Raw genomic sequence first — 18,287 nt, 5'->3', positions numbered from 1 at the left:
CGTTACTTACCCTCCTTATTACCGATGATTGCGAGGAAGATCTCCTCTAATGAAGGTTGTTTTTCCACATACTCCACCTTTGCAGGCGGGAACAGCTTTTTCAGTTCCTCAAGCGTGCCATTGGTAATAATCCTGCCCTCATGCAAAATCGCAATTCGATCGGCAAGCTGCTCAGCCTCTTCCAGATACTGTGTGGTCAGAAATATCGTCGTGCCGCCGTCCGCCAGTTCCTTTACGGTCTTCCAAACCTCGATGCGTGCTTCAGGATCAAGCCCGGTCGTTGGCTCGTCGAGGAAAATAATCCGCGGATTACCCACAAGGCTCAAGGCGATGTCGAGCCTGCGGCGCATCCCCCCTGAATAAGTAGATGCCTTGCGGTCCGCGGCATCTGTCAGGCCGAAGCGTTTGAGCATGTCATCCGCAACCTGACGCGGATGTTTAAGGTGGCGCAGCTTGGCGATCAAAATCAGATTTTCCCGCCCGGTCAATATCTCGTCAACCGCGGCAAATTGCCCGGTCAGACTGATCGCATGCCGCACATTCTCGGGATTTGACGCAACGTCAAATCCGTTTACAACGGCTGTGCCTCCGCCCTGTTTGAGCAGCGTCGTAAGGATTCTGACAATCGTCGTCTTGCCCGCGCCGTTGGAGCCAAGCAGAGCGAAGATTTCACCCCGCCTCACATTAAAATCGACGCCCTTCAGAACCTCTGCGTCCTTGTAAGATTTTCGCAGACCCTTAACTTCAATCGCTGTTTCCATCCCGATCCCCCCTATTTATTTTTTATCCGTATCCTTTTTCGCCGTCTTGTTAGCTCCTTGGCCAATAGATTCTTGATAAATGTCTGCGTACGTTTTTGAATCTTGGATTAGATCATCGCAAAAAGCCGCTACGTCACTGCCCGTTACTTCGAGCACACCTTTCCCTGAAGCCGCGCCTTCCTCAAATAGATCGACAATCCCCGAGAGCAAATCCGTCCCTTCGGTTAGTTCAACTGGGCCGACCTTAAAGAGATACTTTTGAATCTCTTTATAAACAATCTGATAATCCTGCGGAAGCGCTTTGACGCGCGCCACGTGCGCTCGCCACTCTTTTCTGCCTTCGATGATATCTCGGATTCTCATGTCATCCTCCCTCCTATTTGCCTAATTTTTTTGCAATATTATGGTTGAGCTGCTCTCGCCACTTGTCGCGAATAGACTTTGCCCCTTCTTCACCCGCCAGGGCTGAACAGAAGCCTTTGATATCGCCACCCAAAACCTCTTGAACATTTTGACCATCAGCCGCCGTTTCTTCGAGCAGCCCAAGCACACCGTCAAGAATTGGCATGAGGTTGCGGCCGGTGAAATCGGAGTGCGGCCAAAGATATGCATTAATTTGTTCCCATGCCGCTTGATAGTCAGCCGGCAGCTTTTGGGCTCGCGATTCAAAGGCTTTCATTTCCTTCGTCATGTCGCTGCCTGTGATTCTTTCCCAAAAATTCATCGTTTCTCCTCCTTTAATTCGTTGATTTTTGATGATACGAACTCCCATTTTTCCCAGAACTTCCGCAGCTCCTCACGCCCCGCGTCGTTGATCGCGAAGAACTTTCGCGGCGGTCCCATGTCGGAGGGCTTCTTGGTGGTCTCCACCAATTTGTTTTTTTCAAGCCGGATCAGGATGGTGTACACCGTTCCCTCCACAACATCCTTGAAGCCGAGGGCGTTCAGCTGCCGTGTGATTTCGTAGCCGTAGGTTTCTTTGCGGCTTATAATTTCAAGGACACAGCCCTCAAGCACACCTTTGAGCATTTCCGTTAGGTTTTCCAGCACAATCACTCCTTGCTATTCTGTACGACTGGTATGCAGTATTACTTACTACTGCTATAAAGTAACACGTAGTAGCCGCTTTGTCAACGGCTTTTGTTCCGGCAGGGATAACTTCAATGTTGATCATCCGTTTCAACCACGGTTCCCCCTATTTGTTCTTATCATTTTCGGCTAAAAGTGTATGTTCTTATCCTCAAGGTTTTGATAATAAGAACATAACCGTCAAAACAAAAAAAAGCCGCTGCTACTCGGCTTATATGCTTCTATGTACTTGTCGTCAAACAACCTCTAAGGATGTGTCTTCCCAAAAAGTTAGCTAGTTTCCCTAATGGTGCACATACAAAAACGCGAGATAGTCGATGTCTCACGTTTAATAAATGAAACTATTTTTGAATTCGGTTTCTAGTCATAAAAGTAAATTCTATTGTGCAGTCAATATAATCGGACCATCCGCAGTAATGGCGATCGTATGCTCGTACTGTACGGAAAGCGAACCGTCAGCGGTTCTGGCAGTCCATCCGTCGGCATCAATCGTCATATACGGTGCTCCGGCATTTAGCATCGGCTCGATCGTAAATACCATCCCTTCCTTCAAGCGGAAGCCTTTGCCCGGTTTCCCCACGTGCGGATAATTCGGTTCCTCGTGCATCTCCCTTCCCACGCCATGACCGAGCAGATCGCGCACCACCGAAAATCCGTTGCGCTCGGCATGGGTTTGAACCGCATGCATGACATCGCCGATCCGGTTTCCGACTACAGCCTTTTCGATACCAAGATATAAGCATTCCTTCGTTACCTGCATCAATTTACGGGCTTCGTCCGACACCTCACCGACCGCATAACTCCAGGCTGAATCGCCGATCCAGCCATCCGCCTCCGCGACGATGTCGATTGTGACGATGTCTCCTTCCTTGAGCGGCTTCCGGTTCGGAAACCCATGGGCGATGACGTCGTTGACAGACGCGCATGTCGCAAACGGATAGCCGTTGTAGCCCATCGTATAAGCCCTGGCGCCATTCTCCTTCAAAAACCGCACCGCGAACGACTCGATATCGAGCGTTGTGACACCCGGACGGATCATATCTGCAATGGCTTGGTGAAAAGCAGCGACAATGGAGCCCGCTTTTCTCATATCTTCAATTTCAGAGCTCGATTTCAGGATGATCATTCCATTTATCTCCCCTTTGACTGTAAAGCTGAAAAAATCATCTCGACAAACCCTTCCACATCCAACTCGCTCTGCATATTGTGGTGGATGTTCAATGCTGCACAGCCTATAAGAGAGCCAAATATCAGATTTGCTGTTTTCTCCGGGGATTTGGAGTCGATTCCTTCACGAATCATTTCCACAAAAGGCGAGTAGATCCGCTCCTGAAAATCGGCAAACAGCTTGATGAACCGGTTTCCGGGGAAGTGATGAAAATTATCCGCAACCGATTTAAGCAAAATAAATACGGAAGGATCCTGGATGCACTTCCGCAGGAGCAGCCTGGAGAACGACTCAGCTTCATGCGAACGGCCGCCCTCCCCCGTCAAAGCGGGCTGAACTGCCGACTCCGTTCGATTCAGGGCATCCCACAGTAAATCTTCCAAAAGCATTTGCTTATTTTTGTAGTAATGATACACGGTTCCGTAGCCGAGCTCTGCCTTGACCGCAACATCGCGGATTTCCAATTGAATGCCCTTCTCCAAATAAACCTCAGCAGCCGCTTGCATAATTTGGTTCATCCGTATCTCCCGGATCGCATCATTCTGTTCTTTGGTACGTGGTGACATGGCTCCTCCTTTTTTTGACCTGCTGATATGTCTATGTAAAACCAATATACATCATGTGGAAATATAGATCAAGTCATTCGACGCTGCCTTCTGATGGACTGCCCATGACATGCAATATTTGATGATTCTTAATACAATACAAAAAAGCCGCAACTGATGCGGCGATTCTTGTCGTTCGACAAATTTGGATGCAAACATTGTTATCCGTTGCTCACTACTTCATAAATAAGTTACACTGACACATGATAAACCTTTGCCAACCTCTACCTACTCTATTTTTATTGGAGGCTTTTATGAAACTCGCTACCTTTTTTCCTTATCGGAACGACGCAAGAAAGATATTGATTCCTTATTTAAATCAATTAACTGAAGCACAGTGGTATGCAAGGCATCCGGACCACCCGAATTCCATCGCTTGGATCGTTGAGCACATCGCTCGCAGCGAAGACGAATGGATTAACGTGATTGCTCTTAAAGAAGAGCGGCGGCTCAAAGGCGTTCTGGATCACCCACAGCAGATTCTCCAGGCATATATCGACATACGTAACCATACTGACCTCAAACTTAGCGCCATGGAATACGATGAACACGAGCCAGCCGTACAGCTCCCTCATTTTTCAGACGGTTGGGAACCGCCTTCACCGCCGACGCTCCGATGGATCTTCCATCATATTTTCGATCATGAGTCGTACCATATCGGTCAAATCGGCGTCATTGCACGGTTGAACGGATTCGACGGACCGCTTTTCTGACTAGGTGTGTGCTGCTGACAGAACTTATGCATTGTGCTTCAATATGAACGAATTTAAAAATATTCATTCTGAACGGAGCAATGAGTCATGAGCAAGAAAGAAGACATCTTTAAATGCGGGAAGGAGATATTCAGTTCAAAAGGATTCAAGAAGACCAGCATCGCGGAAATTGCGAAATTAGCCGGCATTGGCGTTGGAACGTTCTACAATTATTATTCATCTAAAGAGCAGTTGTTTTTAGAGATCTATATCGAAGAAAATGAGAACCTCAAGAAACGACTTTTCGAATCGCTTGATTTAGAGCAAGAACCGCTGGAGCTGATAAACCAACTGGTAACGAAGAATATCGAGGCCGTTAACACCAACCCAATTTTGAAGGAATGGTACAACCGGGATTTCTATAAGGAACTGGAGCAGTACTACAGGCAAGAAGGCAGCAAAAATCTGGACTCCTTCCGAAGTCTTTACACAGAGCTATTTAAAGCCTGGAAGTCTGCAGGGAAGATCAGAGCGGATATTGATGAAGAGCTACTCCCCGTTTTCTTTGATTCGTTGGTTTACATCGATACGCATAAAGATGAAATCGGTATCCAATACTTCCCTCAAATTATTCAATACCTAGCGGAATTTATTCTGAAGGGCCTAACGGATCATCCTAGATGATTCATGATAGGCCTTTCCTTTAACCGTTGGGTGAATGAATATAAATATATTCATTCTAGCTTCCGTGCACAAATGAAAGTACCGATTCTTAAACGGTAAACAAAACCGAATGCAATCTATTTTGGCAAGCGGTCTATCTTATGAAGTTAATCTAGCGTGCTCTTTGCTGCCCTTCCGACTTTGACATTAAGAATATACTCGAATTTTGAATCAATTGCAGTTAAAAAATAATGGGGTTCGGGTGGTATGAAAATGAATATTAGGAAAGTGGCCATCATTGTAGGAAGTTTATTGATCCTCAGCCTGTTTATTTCCACGCTGGGCGATGGAAGCTCGAAAGCAGAGGGCAATGGAGAATCTGACTTCTCCGAAGTGGATGCGTATATTGCTCGTGAGATGGAAAGGCAAAACCTGCCGGGTCTGGCTCTCGGGATTGTACAGGGGGATCGCATTCTTTACCTGAAAGGATATGGTCAAGCCGATTCTTCGGGCCGTCCTGTAACACCTGAAACGCCTTTTGGAATAGGCTCGATCGGAAAGTCAATTACAGCTATGGCCGTTCTGCAGCTTGCTGAAGAAGGAAAACTTGACATAGATGCACCTATACAGCGCTACATCCCTGCCAAATTCAAAGGTGCACAGTTTATTATTGTACGTCAGTTACTAAACCAAACAAGCGGGTTCTCCCAAATCTCGACTTTTAGCAATACGCTGTCAAGCATCAATGACCAAGATCAAGATGCTCTGGAGAAAAACGCCTTATCTTATGCGGAAAAGTTTTTACAGAATACCACGCAAACCGAACATTCCTATAGGTATTCAAACGCTAATTACGTACTGCTTGGCTATATTGTGCAACAAGTGTCCGGCCAATCGTATGGCGACTATGTAAAGGAACATATTTGTAGCCCACTTTCTATGTAGAACAGCTTCGTTACGCACGATGAAGCAGCCGAGCACGGGTTAGCTACGCCATACCGGCGCATATTTGGGCACAATATTGCTTACGACGGCCCATATATTTTTATTCCAGGGGATGCTCCGGCGGGGTATCTTTATTCCAGTGCAAAAGACATGAGCCATTACTTGATCGCACAAATAAACGGCGGCAGCTTTGAAGATGATTCTGTGCTCTCTCCGGAAGGTGTGCGACTGATGCAGACCGAACCTGTGCCGGGAACGTATGCCATGGGTTGGATGTCGGGCCGCATGAACGGGATGCCGGTTATTGGTCAGCCGGGGGGTTCAATAGGCTTCCAAGCCCAAAACCTATATTGTTCCTGAGCAAGAGCTGGGCGTTATCGTTTTCTCCAACGTACTGGGCGCGATCGATTCCACTTTTCTCAAAACGCATGTCATTACGACTACCGATATTGCTTCTGGTGTCATTAGCATACTGAATGGGCATCCGTTTGAAGGAACATTTCTTAGCATTTCGGTGAAATACTTGCTTATAAATGGACTCATATTCGTGCTAAGCGCTTGGGGAATATACTCGACCGCTCGTACTGCGAAGCGCTGTTTTGGCTTCAAGAAGCCTGATCCTGATACTGCAATATCGATTAAAGTTGTATCGAAAATTGGTCTGGATTTCGCAGGCCCTCTAATCATCCTGATATTGAGCACGACGAAAATCATGCCAGTATGGCATATTGCCACCATCTATCAGCCGGACGTCATTTTATGGGTAAAGATCATGTCTGTGCTTATGGCAATGAAGGGAAGCATGGAATTGACTCAGTTGATTCGGTTGATTCGGTCGATTCGGCTTGACAAAAAAAACGAGCAGCGGTTCAGCAACCAAGGATGACGATCCGGACGCGAACCCTTTGGAGCGAGGTTTCGTTCATCACAACTTTTTCACCCGCCAGACATTACGGTCGGCGGTTGGTGTCGCTGCCAATCTTATTCCCGGGCATTTTTTCGTTGGTATGAGTGCCCTTCTACCAGAAGCATATAACAGCAGCCGTTTCTCGGGTTTCCACCGGGTAACGGCTGCTCATCATCTCTTGAATTTACTTTTCGTTGTTGCAAGAGATATATTCCTCGTCTATATCCAATACATCAACGTGATTTATCGAATAGCCCTCTTCGAATCAGGTTTGCCGTAACCGGCTTCTTTCCGATTTCCCGTGACCATATAGACAACTGACCGATATGGTGAATTTCGTGCGCGATCACGTGCCGCATCACCTCACCGAATGTAAAGTATTCCTGCTCCCCGTCCTGGTTTGTGTCAACCATAATACGGTCTTCCAGGCTATCATTCCAAGCATAGATGAAAGGTGCAATTTCTGCATGGGTCCGATCCGAATAATCCCGTAATCCTTGCACGCTGGCACACTCATCGAACGAAGGAATGTCAAGCTCCTTCCCTTGCAAATCCCCGCACAACCAAGCATATTCGACGGTCACGATGTGATGCAGTGTGTAGAGAATGCTGCCTATGCCTCCGGTCCGTCTTGCCAGTAGCTCTTCCTCGCTCACCGTATCGCACCAGTCAAACCAATCTTTGCGAACTTGCCAGTTATATTCGAATAGTTTCAACATGTCGCCGCCTCCTGAAATAAAGACTTTATTACTCCTAACCATAGTTCGCGATCTAATCGAAATATCCTCCGTCTATGAAGACTTGCTTAGATGCATCCACGCTTTAGGAAACTTACTTCAACTATAGGCTTGAAACATTGACAGCATAATGTCAGTGTTTCAAATGTTCTATGCATTACGTTAACATCAACTATTCGTAATTAGTGTCGATTGCGAATAATCCCGGATCCTTTTCGAATTGCAATCCAAGATTTTGATACGCATAATATCGAGCTGATTCTTTCGCGCATAACGGGATGCAAAAAAAGGTCAACCCTCAAGGGCTGACCTTTTTTTTTGACTTTTGATCTTGAATTTATTTACGGATAGGCTGACCAGAAAAAGCTTGAACATCTAACGGAGCTGCCAGATATTTCGGTGCTTGGGCAACGAACGCCTGAAAGTGGCTGCTTGCATTGTGAGCCCCCACTGCTTCTTGATCTTTCCACTGTTCAACCATCACGTAGGTGTCATCCTCTTCTGTATCCTTCAAGAGCTTATAGGACACATTCCCTGCTTCCGCGCGGGATGACTTTATAAGATCTTGTACGGACTCCAGAAATTCTGCTTCCAGTTCACGGTTTACTTTCATTTTTGCATGAATAATAATCATGTCCATAACCTTACTTCCACTCCGCAACGCGGTCAATTGGAAGACGAGTTGTTCGACGTGCCTCTTTAGCGGCTTTACCTACAGAAATCAGCATAACCGGTACATAACGTTCCTTCTCCATACCAAATGCTTCCGCAATTCTGGATTTGTCATAGCCGCCAATCGGGTTTGTATCATATCCATGGGCACGAGCAGAAAGCATCAGCTGCATGGATACCAAGCCGCAATCAATAAGAATCATTTCGCGGAAAGCTTGTGCTGGTATACGTGCAAAAAGATCCGTATAGTTTGCCATCATTTGATCTTTGATCTCTTGCGGCATATACCCTTTTTCCACAGCGGTCCCCATAATTTCGTCGGCATTGTCAAATGCGTTCATATCCCCGAAAACGGCAATGACAGCAGAGGAAGTCGTAACTTGCGTTTTGTTGCCTGGCGCAAGCTCTTCTAGCGTAGCTTTACCTTCCGGGCTATCGACAACCAGAAATCTCCAAGGCTGAAGATTGACGGATGACGGCGCCAAAGTCGCTTCTTCCAAAATTTCAGTCATTTCCTCGCGGCTGATTTTGACCGCTGGATCGTACACACGCACGGAGCGACGGGAAGTAATAATTTCTTTATAATCATTGTTTAGGGAAGTTACAGTCATGATATTCTCTCCTTTTATCTCTATTATGAGTTAGTCTTGCTTATTTCTTTCATTTGTTGAATCTTGCAGTTCAGCTTCTGTAGAGCTTGAATCATGCCAAGTCGTTCCGATTCCGTAAGATCTGCCTGCAGCTCCTGCATAAATCGGTCTTTCTCCGCTTTAAACATCGCTACCTTTCTCTTACCTTCTTCGGTTAGCTGAACCAGCGTAATCCGATTATCGCTCTCACATCTTGTTCGCAGAAGTATTCCTTCCGCTTCCAGCTGCTGAACATGACGGGTCACCGCAGCCGGATCAATAGACACTGCCTTCTGCAGATCCGATTGGCTAATCTGGCCGCCCGTCAGTTTGCACAGGAGTTCGAGCCGATTGGGACTTACTCCGGCACATCGTTCAAACCGGGTTGCAATATGCTTGTTTAAATGCATTAACAAGTACAGCAGGTCCTCTGTATGACATGTAGAGATGATAAATACCTCCTTCAATTCATTGACTCATCAATGATTGATGGGTCAATAATAAATCTTTATTTATAAAAAATCAAGTCCTTGGGAGAAAAAAATATCGACAACGGTTCTATTCAGGGGCCAGCTTACGGAACTATTCTGCTCCTGATCGTATCAAATTACGTTCCAAAGCGAACCAGCGACTACAGTTTTATAAGTTTGCGCCCGCCGTAAGATTTGTTCATCATGTTTGTTGCGTAGCTTATCCAGAAGCGCCCGAATCGTCTGCGGCGGGCGAGTGACCTGAATGTGCCTCACGCCGCTCCAGGCGCAGGCTCACTGCGAACAAGACGAGTGACAGCGCCGTCATAGCGCCAGCGAAATAGCCGATTTCCTCGGCGGTGGCGAAACGCACGACGGCTCCACCAGCCGACGCACCCAAAGCGCTTCCCACGTAAAGGACGGAAGACTGCAGTGACAGGACGATGCCTGACGAAGGCCCTGACAGCCCGATCAGCCGATGCTGCTGCGCAGGATTGAACATGTAGCCGCTGAAGCCGTAAAGTGCCATTGCACTCACCGCCAGTACAAGAATGCCGGGACGGCCGGCAAAGCCGTTCAACGCCGACAGAAGGAATAGCGAGGCCGTGAGCAGGATCAGCGCCAGCGGGATCGTCCGATTCGGGCCGATCCGGTCCGCGGCGATGCCCCCCGTCCGCACCCCGATGAAGCTGGCGATACCGGTCAGGCACAGCACGACGCTGATCATCCGGCCACCGGCACCGTAGCGGGCGAAAAGTTCGGAAACGTACGTAAAGAGCGAAAAAATTCCGGTAGCCCAAGCGAGCGTTGTCAGCAAGGCGGATAGCAGCTCCGGCTGCTTCAAATACGACAGTCTCTCACGCATGCCGACCGCCCCAGCCGGTGCCACCCGCGGGAACTGCAGCTGGATAGCTAGTGCAGCGAGCAGCGTTACCCCGCCGACGATCCAGAACGTCATGCGCCAGTCGAACGTCAGGGCGACCCACGTCCCGAATGGGACGCCCAGGATCAGGGAGACGGTCTGCCCAGCTACGACGATCGACACCGCACGCCCTCGCTTCTCAGGAGCGGCCAGCGTAGAGGCGGCGGCGACGGCACCCGGCGAGAATAGGCCCGCCCCCAGCGCAGCGACGATCCGCCCGGTCAGCATCCAGCCGTACGAGGAAGCGAACCCGCACACCACGTTTCCGACGGCGAGCAGCAGCAGCGAGCCGAACAACAGTGTCCGGCGCTCCATCCTCCCTGTTAGTGTCGTCAGCAGCGGCGACGACACGGCATAAACGAGCGAGAACGCCGTCACCAGCTGTCCGGCAAGCGCCGTCGACACGTGCAGCGCCGCCGCCAGTGTCGGCAGCAGACCGCCGATCATGAACCCTTCCGTGCCGATCGCGAACGATCCGAGCGCTAACCAAAAAATTCGTTTGTCCATGAAATCCCTCTCCTTAATCTAAAATCGACTCTTCAATGGAACTGAATAAGTTACAATGTGCAATATAAACACGCTTGGTTTGCGGCGACAGCCTGAACTATTCATGCCATCAAAACAACTGAATCAGTTACATTGAATGCCTAGATGCGCCGCTTCCGTTCTAAACTGAACTTGAAATCTTCCTCCCCCTTCTCATTGCAACTGAAATAGTTACTTTGATTAGCGTAGAAAAAGACGCGGATCGGTCTTAATCAAACGGCAAGCCGGATTCCTTGCCGGGGTTCTCGGACCGGCCGGAATCCAAGCCAGCAGTTGTGTCTGATCGGTCCATCATTTCTGACAGCCCACCAGCGAGCGACTCTTCACAGATGTTTGCCGTTGTAGCGGCATCACAGTTTCCCGTGCTCAAGCGCTGATGCGACCAGATCGCCGATTGACTCCTGTGCCAGCCGGAGCTTCAACGCTTCCTCACTGTCCTCATAAACCCGCTGCAGGGCAGGCTGAATGCCGTGGCCGATAATACAGCTGGGGTTCGGCTGGCTGTGGTGCATCTCAAACAGAGGTGTCTGCACAACAGCCTCATACACGTCCAGCAGGCTGATATCTTCCGGACGGCGAGCCAGCTTCCAGCCTGCCCCTGTCCCGCCATGCTGCACGAGTACCAGGCCCGCCTTCGCGAGCTGTCCGAGAATCCGCCTCAGAAAAACCGGGCTCGTTCCCACGCTGTTCGCTATCCGGTCGGAAGGGAAGAATTCGTCCTTTTCCGCCCAATAGGCCAGCCAAGTCAAAATATGAAGCGCGATTGTATAACGGCTAACGATGGCCATGTTCGGCATCCCCTTTCAATAAAACCATTATAGTTTCATTGAATCCCACCAGTCAACGATTTCCTATCCGCATAGGAAATGCACGCATCATATTGATGCGTATCGAGTATCGATAAATTTTCATAATCATTAGTTAAGGTTAGCCGAAATTCTCCATCCAGTATCTTTTCAAGTTCTTTGGCTACAGGCCCAAGCGGATGCCAGGCACCTGCATTATCATCGCCAATCCGCAAAATGTTCTTTTTATCCATTTCAACCAACTCCTCCATAATGTTGTACTACGATAGGAAGACGGCGGAAATAGCAAATGGACGCAAAATTTCTAAAATAAAAATTCATTTGAAATGTGTGGGGTGAAATTGTGTTGGATATTACCGTAATTTCGCGCAAGAAGTTATTGGGGGTTACACGAAAGAAGATGATGTCTCTCTAACAGCTATAAATTTCCTGCCAATCAAAGCATTGGACTAAGGAGCATAGCAGCTTTCTCCGTCCTCCGACGGAGACGAAAACCATTCTACCGCCCGTCACTCCATGGCAACACATTACGATATCTTTAGAGTAACGTCTGTTGATTTACCGTTAAGCACGCTATAAGAATCATCTCATCAAACGATTAAGCAACCAACGAATTCAAACTCTCATGAGGTTCAGACACGCAGCAGCAAAACCATACGAACAGAAAGGGGCAAGAATCTTGAAGCTGATTTATCAATTGGAGCATGTGAATAAAACGTACAAAAAAGGAAAGGTTGTCGCCAATCAAGACATAAGCTTCGACGTTCAACAAGGAGAGATTCTCGGCTTGCTCGGTCCGAATGGCGCAGGCAAATCCACGCTAATCAAGCAGATGGTAGGTCACCTGGCTCCCACCTCAGGTACGGTTCGTTATAAAGGAACCAGCGTACAGACCCAAACCAAACGAGTTGCCCAGGAGGTGGCATACTATTCGCAAGAGCCTCACGCCCTGACCAGTTTAAAAACCTGGGAAGCTTTGTATTTTACGGGAAGATTGCGGGGGCTGACGAAGGAGTCCGCCGTAAAGCAAACAGAGGAATTGTTGGAACGCTTTGGTATGCAGGATCTCCGACATAAGCTGCTGAAAAACGTTTCCGGCGGACAGAAGCGGTTAATCGGGATTGGAACTTGCTTGATCGGCTTTTCCCCCGTCATGATTCTGGATGAGCCGACCAATGAACTGGACCCGAAAAAGAGAAGGCTCGTATGGGATCTGATACAAGAACGTAATTGCCAAGGTGTCACCGTCATCTTGGTAACACACAACGTGCTCGAGGCCGAGCAGGTCGTGGACAGAGTAGCTGTTGTAAATCATGGCAAGCTGCTCGCCATCGATCATGTCAGTGTGTTGAAACAAAGGGTCGATCAGCGGATGAAGCTGGAAATCACGACCTCCTTAGGCGAAAGCGATTATGTTTGCCAAAGCTTAAGTGCACTGGGTCACTGGACCAAAATGGGAGAAAACCGAATCCGGACACTGATTGAGAAGCAAGACGCCAGCCGCGCGATTGACGCCCTGACTGAGAAGCAATTACCGATTGAAGAATACTCGTTGGTTCCGCCGAATCTTGAAGACGTCTATTTTCATATCGATGACGAACAAGCTAAGCCTGCCGATGCGGAGGTGGTCTAAACATGGAAAAAATTCAACCATCCATGCAAAGCCGAGACTTTCAACTGCAAGAAGCGGTCTTTCTCCAAGGGCAAGAGCATCAGGGCTCCGTTCGCCGCCGCATCATGGAATGGCTGATCCTGGCACGCATTCAGTTCACGATCATCCGCGAGGCGTGGGTTTGGATCTTCATTATGGCATGCATGTTTCCATTAACGACGCTGCTGTTTCTCAAATTCTTTACGCTCGACCCAACCCCGGCTGTCATGACCCGCATCATTACGGGGAATATGCTATTCGGCTTAATCGTCATGGGACTCAATTCCATGGCTCAGGAGATATCTTGGCAGAAGCATCAAGGCCACTTCACGTATTATTCGTCACTGCCGATTGCCAAGGTAAACTTCATCTTCGCCAATCTGCTGCGCGGCTTGATCATGAGCGTACCGTCTTTTATCATCCTGGCGATGATTGGCCAACTTGCTTACGGCATACAATTCCACTACAGCTGGGGACTACTCCCTGTTTTGCTGCTCACTGTCTTTAGCGTGGTTGGCGCCGGTGTTCTGATCGGCTTCTGGTCGCCTAGCCATCAATTGACGAATATGCTGGTTCAGGCGTTGATGATGTTCATTTCATTTCTGACGCCAGTCATGGTGGATATGGATCAATTGCCTTCGATCCTGCAGTGGCTCTCTTATATCTTCCCAACCACTTACGCCGCTGAGGCTATGCGGGAGGTGCTGATTTCGGGCTGGTCCGGGTCTGTCGCCTGGAATACGCTTGTACTCTTGCTGTTCTCGCTGATTTCCATCGCATTGATCTTGAAAAAGGTAGATTGGCGTGTTGAGAAGTAGGAAGAGGTAATGCCCATTGCTATGATATGTCAACGAAATCGCCCTTTCTGCTTAAGGCATCGTTTCATACTTCCGAAAGCATTTACAAGCAGCTAAGACGCTGCAAGAGGCAGCTGATCGTTTGATCAGCTGCCTCTATACATGGTTTATCATTGCATCTGAACTCCCTCATGACTCTTCTTAAAAAAAGCTTAGTTTATCAACAAAGTCAAAAACGATGGCCGCAACAAAAATCGCAGAAACGATAATGGTGATCCACGAGAAAATCAGTGTGCCCCGTCGCAAAGCAGAGAGTGAAACGCCTCTTGTTTGCACATAATAGGCTGCTGATAAGCTTGACAAAATCCCCATGATGAAAAACCATGGTTGGTATACAAACAGATCCCACAGCGCATCGACACGCATATCCACGTCTCCGCTAAATGCCGGCGGCATTTTCAAACTTATGAGGCCTGTCAAAAAGAGGACTCTTGTAATGATTCCTGCAGCTCCATGGGCGATTAAAAAGACAGAGCAGATCAGCGTTGGGAATAACAATAATCCTCGGTAAACACTCACTCCACCGATCCATGGAATCCATGAAGGGACAACCCTCCCCCATGGTTTTACGAGTCCCAACAGAATAAACCCGCACAGCATAATAATTACACCAACTACGTAACTTGCTTTATAAATGCCTCCAGTGGGATCAACAATTGGAGCTGAAAGGCCAATGGTTCCTCCTGCGGCCTGATAGAATCGGACGAAAACCGCATACAAGAGAGCCCAGAAGCAGCCAACATAAGCCGCCCATTCTGACGTTTTTGTAAAGCGTGCATACTTTTTCCAACCAATAGCGAAAGATGAATCAACATTACGTACCATTACTCAGCACCCCCTCATTGGTAACAATTGAAAGTCGATTCGCGTAAGCGAAAAGCCCGTCATTGATAACTCCTACTACACCTCGTACTACCTACTCATCTTTTTTAGATGCCTGAATATTGAAAGCCTTCTGTACTTCCCTGTAAAGTTTCACTAGATCTTGCTCCTTAACAGGGGGCAGGAGCTGTTGACTTCCTACATGGAGACTGTAAAATATTAGCGCCATAGTACGAGCACGTTCACGATCTCTGTAGAGAAGGAACATCATCTCCTCAAGGTAATCGATTCGCCTTTGATCAATTCGTTGCTGGTAAGAATGCACAAAGGGTTCCATTAACGCCCAAGCACGCACAGCCACCTCCAGGTTTTGATTCCGGCGTATCGATTTCTCCATGACATATTCGAACTTATCAAGGGGTGAAAGTTGTTGTTCCGCGAACTCAATGGTATTCAGTGTTCGTTCTGTTTCATATAGAGAAAGCAGACTTTCTTTATAGTCCTGCCAACTCTTGAAATGATGGTAGAATGCCCCCTTTGTTACCTTTAAACGTCCTATGAGCGTTTCAATGGTCAGGGAGGCAGCCCCTTCTTCGGATAAAATCAGAAATCCTTCCTCTAACCACTGTCGTTTTTTTTCTGTGACCATTCAAAATTACCCTCCATCCAAAAATTCCCTCAACAAAACCATACCATACGGTATGGTATGTTTCAATGTTTTGTTCCAGCATGATTGGTGCTGCAAACAGCAAAGCGCTGTAAAAGCTACAAAGGAGGCTAGTTCTTGAGTTTTACCGTGGCATCGGCTTGAGCAGGATAGGATTTTTTAAAATCTGACATGATTTCAAGGCTTAGGATATATTTCGTTAAATTGCTGGCGAACCCCTAAAAGCAAAAAAAGTCGCTAAATCAGCGACTTTCAATGGGACTAAATCTCGTCTGCTTGTTGTCTTCAAAGCCCGGAGTCAGGCAAGAGGTGTTTATCATTTCATAAATAGCCGCTTAGTTCATGTCCTTCCAGCTTTTGAAATCGTGAATGGCGAAGCCTGCATAGCTTGCATAGTGCGCCAATTGATTATGGGCGGACTGTAACTCTCTTTCCATCACTTCACTGCTCATAGAATGGAATGAAACCCGCGGCCCCTCTGTGCTTTCGAGCGTCTCTACAGCTACCACAACCTTCTTCTTTAGCGTTGAGGCTTCTCTCAGTATGGCCTGCGCATTGTCCACAATTCCATTGCTGCCTAACGCATGATTTCGATAATTCATGATGACCAGGGAATCGAACTTCTCCAGCAACCATGCGCTCATACTGTAATCCGTCCCCGGTACATTTATCGTATTCAGCCAAAACGGAACGTCGACTGCGATGTTCAAGCCGCTCCCTTTGGTTTCTTTCTCGATCAGTCTCATATTGTCCATCCAGCTTTCAAGGATGATCTTATTGTCCTTTGACCATTCACTTAGCGCATACGGTTCAATATCAAGATGCAATCCCGAAAACCTTGCTTCCGGGCCAACCGAGGAGTTATAGGCTTTCACCCACGTTATAAATTTTTGAATATCCTCCTGCTTAGATGTATAGGCCCATTCGGGACGACCCTCAAGTGCCTCCACTTGAATTCCTTCGCTCTTCGCTTTTCGAATAAAGCTCTCATATACTGCCGGATCAATATCTCTGTCGATCTGAAGATAAATAGACGTTAACCCTTTTGTTCTTGCGAAGATAATAATTTTGTCTTGATCCTGTTTCAGGATGGAACTGTCCCATATCCACGTGCCTTTCGGAACTCGGGCCACTGAAGTCATGATGCTTACCCGATTGCTTGAGGGCTGCCAATCCACAATTGCATGCAAGGCCTCGCTAATGAAGCGAAGCGGGACCATCGTGCGACCGTTTTTAAGGACCGCAGCCCCTTTAAAATCCACTCTTTTTCCATTCACCTGTGCATGATGATCGCCAATCACCAAAATTATGTTGTCACGTTTAAGTGAGATCGTGATTTGTTTTAATTTTCCGTTCCATTTCGCAGTAGCTCCGAGCTTGTCGGAGACAAAAGCAAGGGGAACCATCGTAAGGTTCGTTTTTGGATCGACGTATGGGTGCTCATCTGGGAATTGTGCTTCACGGCCATCCACGGATACTCGGACTTCAGATGCGTAGATAACGGTGTGAAACGCAGCTAAACTTAGCATGATCGCTACAGTGCACACAAGCAATTTTCTCATGGGTGACTTCCTCATCTATTTAAATTTTGTTCTTACTACAAACGCAAGGTCCATAACGAAATGATAAGGTATGTAATAATTGGCACTTCTTATGTATTTTACCGAACCAAAGGCGATGATCCCATAGGTCGCTGCTCCCAACTCTTGAGTCGTTTGAGGCCTCTCAGGCAAGGTTTGCCCTGCAGCGAAGAGCAGCCTTAGCTTCATAGGCGGACTTACGAGTTTAAATACTCGGCAATGGCAGTTATCAGTCGTGACAGAAACTACTTATAGGTATAGGCCATCCCGCTCAGGATGGCCACAATGTATTGTTTACAACACGAATGAAGTAGGGATACGGCTCCAATTGAAACTCCCCTTCGTTAGGATCGAGAATCGTCATTCGAATTGGGTGAACCTCCGGAATCTTCATCGAAGGATACCACCCGATGGCCAAATCCCCCAAGATGAACATACCATGCTCGTCACCGAGCATTTGAAACATCTTTCCGTCCCCGATATAACGCGTGACGTCGAACCGAGAATCAAGGCGCTGGATGGCATCCGATATGCTGCCGTGAAGGGGAAATCCGATCTCGCTGACATTCAGAATGGATTCGTGACCGAACGGTTCAGTCGAGGCATTGTCCATCCGATGCCGAGCGATGAACTCCACCAGATTCCCCGAAGGATCCTCGAAATAGAAGGCATGTGCATCCGTTCCTTCAAAATATGCAATGTCTTCGTTTGCCTGGATTCCTGCGAACGGAAGGGGCGCAGCGGAAAGCACCTCACAACCTTTGGCTTGAAGCCAGCTTTTCGCTTCGCGGATTTGGTTCTCGGGGATATTCATTGCCAGATGGTAGGACGGCAGCACCCCTTCCTCCTCCTCTTGAATGAAAGTCAACCGCGTTTCCCCGACAACGATCGTGATTGAATGCTTCGTTATATCTGCTAAAGCGAATCCAAGTCTTTCTGTGTAGAATTCCTTCATTTCGGCTAACCGGGCGGTTCTCAGTTCCAATTCGATGATTTTCATCTTACTACCTCCTCTAGATAATTGAGTTAGACAGGATTTGCAGCCACACGCTGTCATTAAACAAGACTGGAAGGAGGCGGAAAATGTGACAAAGTAAA

At 47.8% G+C, this 18,287-nt stretch carries 23 protein-coding genes; 6 read left to right on the top strand and 17 right to left on the bottom strand.

Annotated features, from left to right (window positions below; all coding sequences use genetic code 11):
- Positions 1-2: 2 nt before the first annotated feature.
- The 6 genes from J2Z18_RS14370 to J2Z18_RS14345 form a co-directional block, all read right to left on the bottom strand.
- A complete protein-coding gene (locus J2Z18_RS14370; RefSeq protein ID WP_007128058.1) occupies positions 3-761 on the bottom strand; it encodes an ABC transporter ATP-binding protein in 759 nt (252 codons plus the stop codon).
- A 15-nt stretch (positions 762-776) separates the two neighbouring features.
- Positions 777-1,124, bottom strand: coding sequence for a DUF1048 domain-containing protein (locus J2Z18_RS14365; protein ID WP_007128059.1), 348 nt, complete (start codon positions 1,122-1,124; stop codon positions 777-779).
- A 13-nt stretch (positions 1,125-1,137) separates the two neighbouring features.
- Positions 1,138-1,485, bottom strand: a complete 348-nt coding sequence (locus tag J2Z18_RS14360; protein WP_007128060.1) for a DUF1048 domain-containing protein — start codon at positions 1,483-1,485, stop codon at positions 1,138-1,140.
- Positions 1,482-1,790: a PadR family transcriptional regulator gene (locus J2Z18_RS14355; protein WP_279615609.1), complete on the bottom strand. Its 309-nt coding sequence runs from the start codon at positions 1,788-1,790 to the stop codon at positions 1,482-1,484. The genes J2Z18_RS14360 and J2Z18_RS14355 overlap by 4 nt, the downstream gene beginning before the upstream one ends.
- A 439-nt stretch (positions 1,791-2,229) precedes the next feature.
- On the bottom strand, positions 2,230-2,976 hold the full coding sequence (gene map, locus J2Z18_RS14350; protein ID WP_210094857.1) for a type I methionyl aminopeptidase: 747 nt from the start codon (positions 2,974-2,976) through the stop codon (positions 2,230-2,232).
- Between the two features lie 5 nt (positions 2,977-2,981).
- Entirely contained in the window at positions 2,982-3,584 is a 603-nt protein-coding gene (locus J2Z18_RS14345) for a TetR/AcrR family transcriptional regulator (RefSeq protein WP_210094856.1), read from the bottom strand.
- 293 nt (positions 3,585-3,877) lie between these two features.
- On the opposite strand from J2Z18_RS14345, the gene J2Z18_RS14340 reads away from it, so the two are divergent.
- The 4 genes from J2Z18_RS14340 (at position 3,878) to J2Z18_RS14320 (ending at position 6,809) form a co-directional block, all read left to right on the top strand.
- Positions 3,878-4,336: a DinB family protein gene (locus J2Z18_RS14340; protein WP_144869890.1), complete on the top strand. Its 459-nt coding sequence runs from the start codon at positions 3,878-3,880 to the stop codon at positions 4,334-4,336.
- A gap of 87 nt (positions 4,337-4,423) precedes the next feature.
- Positions 4,424-4,999 (top strand): TetR/AcrR family transcriptional regulator, encoded by a 576-nt coding sequence (locus J2Z18_RS14335; RefSeq protein WP_210094855.1) that lies wholly within the window; start codon positions 4,424-4,426, stop codon positions 4,997-4,999.
- Between the two features lie 252 nt (positions 5,000-5,251).
- Complete coding sequence (locus J2Z18_RS30455) at positions 5,252-5,923, top strand: serine hydrolase domain-containing protein (RefSeq protein WP_210094854.1); 672 nt, start codon at positions 5,252-5,254, stop codon at positions 5,921-5,923.
- A 712-nt stretch (positions 5,924-6,635) separates the two neighbouring features.
- Complete coding sequence (locus J2Z18_RS14320; protein ID WP_210094853.1) at positions 6,636-6,809, top strand: hypothetical protein; 174 nt, start codon at positions 6,636-6,638, stop codon at positions 6,807-6,809.
- Between the two features lie 254 nt (positions 6,810-7,063).
- Here J2Z18_RS14320 and J2Z18_RS14315 read toward each other — a convergent pair whose 3' ends face one another.
- The 7 genes from J2Z18_RS14315 to J2Z18_RS14285 all read right to left on the bottom strand — a co-directional run bounded on the left by J2Z18_RS14315 (position 7,064) and on the right by J2Z18_RS14285 (position 11,845).
- The gene (locus tag J2Z18_RS14315; RefSeq protein ID WP_210094852.1) at positions 7,064-7,549 is read right to left on the bottom strand and encodes a DinB family protein; all 486 of its coding nucleotides are present in this window, start codon (positions 7,547-7,549) and stop codon (positions 7,064-7,066) included.
- Between the two features lie 355 nt (positions 7,550-7,904).
- Positions 7,905-8,201 carry a putative quinol monooxygenase gene (locus J2Z18_RS14310; RefSeq protein WP_007128069.1) on the bottom strand — a complete coding sequence of 99 codons (297 nt, stop codon included), beginning with the start codon at positions 8,199-8,201 and terminating at the stop codon, positions 7,905-7,907.
- Positions 8,202-8,211: 10 nt separating this feature from the next.
- A complete protein-coding gene (locus tag J2Z18_RS14305) occupies positions 8,212-8,850 on the bottom strand; it encodes a nitroreductase family protein (protein ID WP_144869882.1) in 639 nt (212 codons plus the stop codon).
- 23 nt (positions 8,851-8,873) lie between these two features.
- Positions 8,874-9,335 carry a MarR family winged helix-turn-helix transcriptional regulator gene (locus tag J2Z18_RS14300; protein WP_210094851.1) on the bottom strand — a complete coding sequence of 154 codons (462 nt, stop codon included), beginning with the start codon at positions 9,333-9,335 and terminating at the stop codon, positions 8,874-8,876.
- Positions 9,336-9,558: 223 nt separating this feature from the next.
- A complete protein-coding gene (locus J2Z18_RS14295) occupies positions 9,559-10,767 on the bottom strand; it encodes an MFS transporter (protein WP_210094850.1) in 1,209 nt (402 codons plus the stop codon).
- A 389-nt stretch (positions 10,768-11,156) separates the two neighbouring features.
- Entirely contained in the window at positions 11,157-11,594 is a 438-nt protein-coding gene (locus J2Z18_RS14290) for an Rrf2 family transcriptional regulator (RefSeq protein WP_007128073.1), read from the bottom strand.
- 35 nt (positions 11,595-11,629) lie between these two features.
- Positions 11,630-11,845 carry a hypothetical protein gene (locus J2Z18_RS14285; protein WP_007128074.1) on the bottom strand — a complete coding sequence of 72 codons (216 nt, stop codon included), beginning with the start codon at positions 11,843-11,845 and terminating at the stop codon, positions 11,630-11,632.
- A 443-nt stretch (positions 11,846-12,288) separates the two neighbouring features.
- On the opposite strand from J2Z18_RS14285, the gene J2Z18_RS14280 reads away from it, so the two are divergent.
- Complete coding sequence (locus J2Z18_RS14280) at positions 12,289-13,245, top strand: ABC transporter ATP-binding protein (RefSeq protein ID WP_208604283.1); 957 nt, start codon at positions 12,289-12,291, stop codon at positions 13,243-13,245.
- A gap of 2 nt (positions 13,246-13,247) precedes the next feature.
- On the top strand, positions 13,248-14,081 hold the full coding sequence (locus J2Z18_RS14275; RefSeq protein WP_007128076.1) for an ABC transporter permease: 834 nt from the start codon (positions 13,248-13,250) through the stop codon (positions 14,079-14,081).
- Positions 14,082-14,261: 180 nt separating this feature from the next.
- Here J2Z18_RS14275 and J2Z18_RS14270 read toward each other — a convergent pair whose 3' ends face one another.
- From J2Z18_RS14270 to J2Z18_RS14255, 4 genes are all read right to left on the bottom strand, one after another.
- The gene (locus J2Z18_RS14270) at positions 14,262-14,945 is read right to left on the bottom strand and encodes a DUF3995 domain-containing protein (protein WP_007128077.1); all 684 of its coding nucleotides are present in this window, start codon (positions 14,943-14,945) and stop codon (positions 14,262-14,264) included.
- 91 nt (positions 14,946-15,036) lie between these two features.
- Entirely contained in the window at positions 15,037-15,591 is a 555-nt protein-coding gene (locus J2Z18_RS14265; protein ID WP_007128078.1) for a TetR/AcrR family transcriptional regulator, read from the bottom strand.
- Positions 15,592-15,944: 353 nt separating this feature from the next.
- Entirely contained in the window at positions 15,945-17,171 is a 1,227-nt protein-coding gene (locus tag J2Z18_RS14260; RefSeq protein ID WP_007128079.1) for a copper amine oxidase N-terminal domain-containing protein, read from the bottom strand.
- Between the two features lie 289 nt (positions 17,172-17,460).
- Positions 17,461-18,189 carry a VOC family protein gene (locus J2Z18_RS14255; protein ID WP_007128080.1) on the bottom strand — a complete coding sequence of 243 codons (729 nt, stop codon included), beginning with the start codon at positions 18,187-18,189 and terminating at the stop codon, positions 17,461-17,463.
- Positions 18,190-18,287 lie beyond the last annotated feature (98 nt).

The organism is Paenibacillus lactis, assembly GCF_017873605.1.
GTDB lineage: Bacteria > Bacillota > Bacilli > Paenibacillales > Paenibacillaceae > Paenibacillus_AQ > Paenibacillus_AQ lactis.
Note: the sequence above shows the minus strand (reverse complement) of the source record. Positions and strands in the feature narration are given on the sequence as shown.

Bases quoted from the DNA above. Each gene is read 5' to 3' on its own strand.
- J2Z18_RS14365 (WP_007128059.1), bottom strand. From the start codon at position 1,124: ATGAGAATCCGAGATATCATCGAAGGCAGAAAAGAGTGGCGAGCGCAC.
- J2Z18_RS14360 (WP_007128060.1), bottom strand. From the start codon at position 1,485: ATGAATTTTTGGGAAAGAATCACAGGCAGCGACATGACGAAGGAAATG.
- map (WP_210094857.1), bottom strand. From the start codon at position 2,976: ATGATCATCCTGAAATCGAGCTCTGAAATTGAAGATATGAGAAAAGCG.
- J2Z18_RS14295 (WP_210094850.1), bottom strand. From the start codon at position 10,767: ATGGACAAACGAATTTTTTGGTTAGCGCTCGGATCGTTCGCGATCGGC.
- J2Z18_RS14275 (WP_007128076.1), top strand. From the start codon at position 13,248: ATGGAAAAAATTCAACCATCCATGCAAAGCCGAGACTTTCAACTGCAA.
- J2Z18_RS14355 (WP_279615609.1), bottom strand. From the start codon at position 1,790: ATGCTCAAAGGTGTGCTTGAGGGCTGTGTCCTTGAAATTATAAGCCGC.
- J2Z18_RS14290 (WP_007128073.1), bottom strand. From the start codon at position 11,594: ATGGCCATCGTTAGCCGTTATACAATCGCGCTTCATATTTTGACTTGG.
- J2Z18_RS14335 (WP_210094855.1), top strand. From the start codon at position 4,424: ATGAGCAAGAAAGAAGACATCTTTAAATGCGGGAAGGAGATATTCAGT.
- J2Z18_RS14260 (WP_007128079.1), bottom strand. From the start codon at position 17,171: ATGAGAAAATTGCTTGTGTGCACTGTAGCGATCATGCTAAGTTTAGCT.
- J2Z18_RS14370 (WP_007128058.1), bottom strand. From the start codon at position 761: ATGGAAACAGCGATTGAAGTTAAGGGTCTGCGAAAATCTTACAAGGAC.
- J2Z18_RS14305 (WP_144869882.1), bottom strand. From the start codon at position 8,850: ATGACTGTAACTTCCCTAAACAATGATTATAAAGAAATTATTACTTCC.
- J2Z18_RS14265 (WP_007128078.1), bottom strand. From the start codon at position 15,591: ATGGTCACAGAAAAAAAACGACAGTGGTTAGAGGAAGGATTTCTGATT.
- J2Z18_RS14345 (WP_210094856.1), bottom strand. From the start codon at position 3,584: ATGTCACCACGTACCAAAGAACAGAATGATGCGATCCGGGAGATACGG.
- J2Z18_RS14315 (WP_210094852.1), bottom strand. From the start codon at position 7,549: ATGTTGAAACTATTCGAATATAACTGGCAAGTTCGCAAAGATTGGTTT.
- J2Z18_RS14270 (WP_007128077.1), bottom strand. From the start codon at position 14,945: ATGGTACGTAATGTTGATTCATCTTTCGCTATTGGTTGGAAAAAGTAT.
- J2Z18_RS14320 (WP_210094853.1), top strand. From the start codon at position 6,636: ATGCCAGTATGGCATATTGCCACCATCTATCAGCCGGACGTCATTTTA.
- J2Z18_RS14255 (WP_007128080.1), bottom strand. From the start codon at position 18,189: ATGAAAATCATCGAATTGGAACTGAGAACCGCCCGGTTAGCCGAAATG.
- J2Z18_RS14340 (WP_144869890.1), top strand. From the start codon at position 3,878: ATGAAACTCGCTACCTTTTTTCCTTATCGGAACGACGCAAGAAAGATA.
- J2Z18_RS30455 (WP_210094854.1), top strand. From the start codon at position 5,252: ATGAATATTAGGAAAGTGGCCATCATTGTAGGAAGTTTATTGATCCTC.
- J2Z18_RS14310 (WP_007128069.1), bottom strand. From the start codon at position 8,201: ATGATTATTATTCATGCAAAAATGAAAGTAAACCGTGAACTGGAAGCA.
- J2Z18_RS14285 (WP_007128074.1), bottom strand. From the start codon at position 11,845: ATGGATAAAAAGAACATTTTGCGGATTGGCGATGATAATGCAGGTGCC.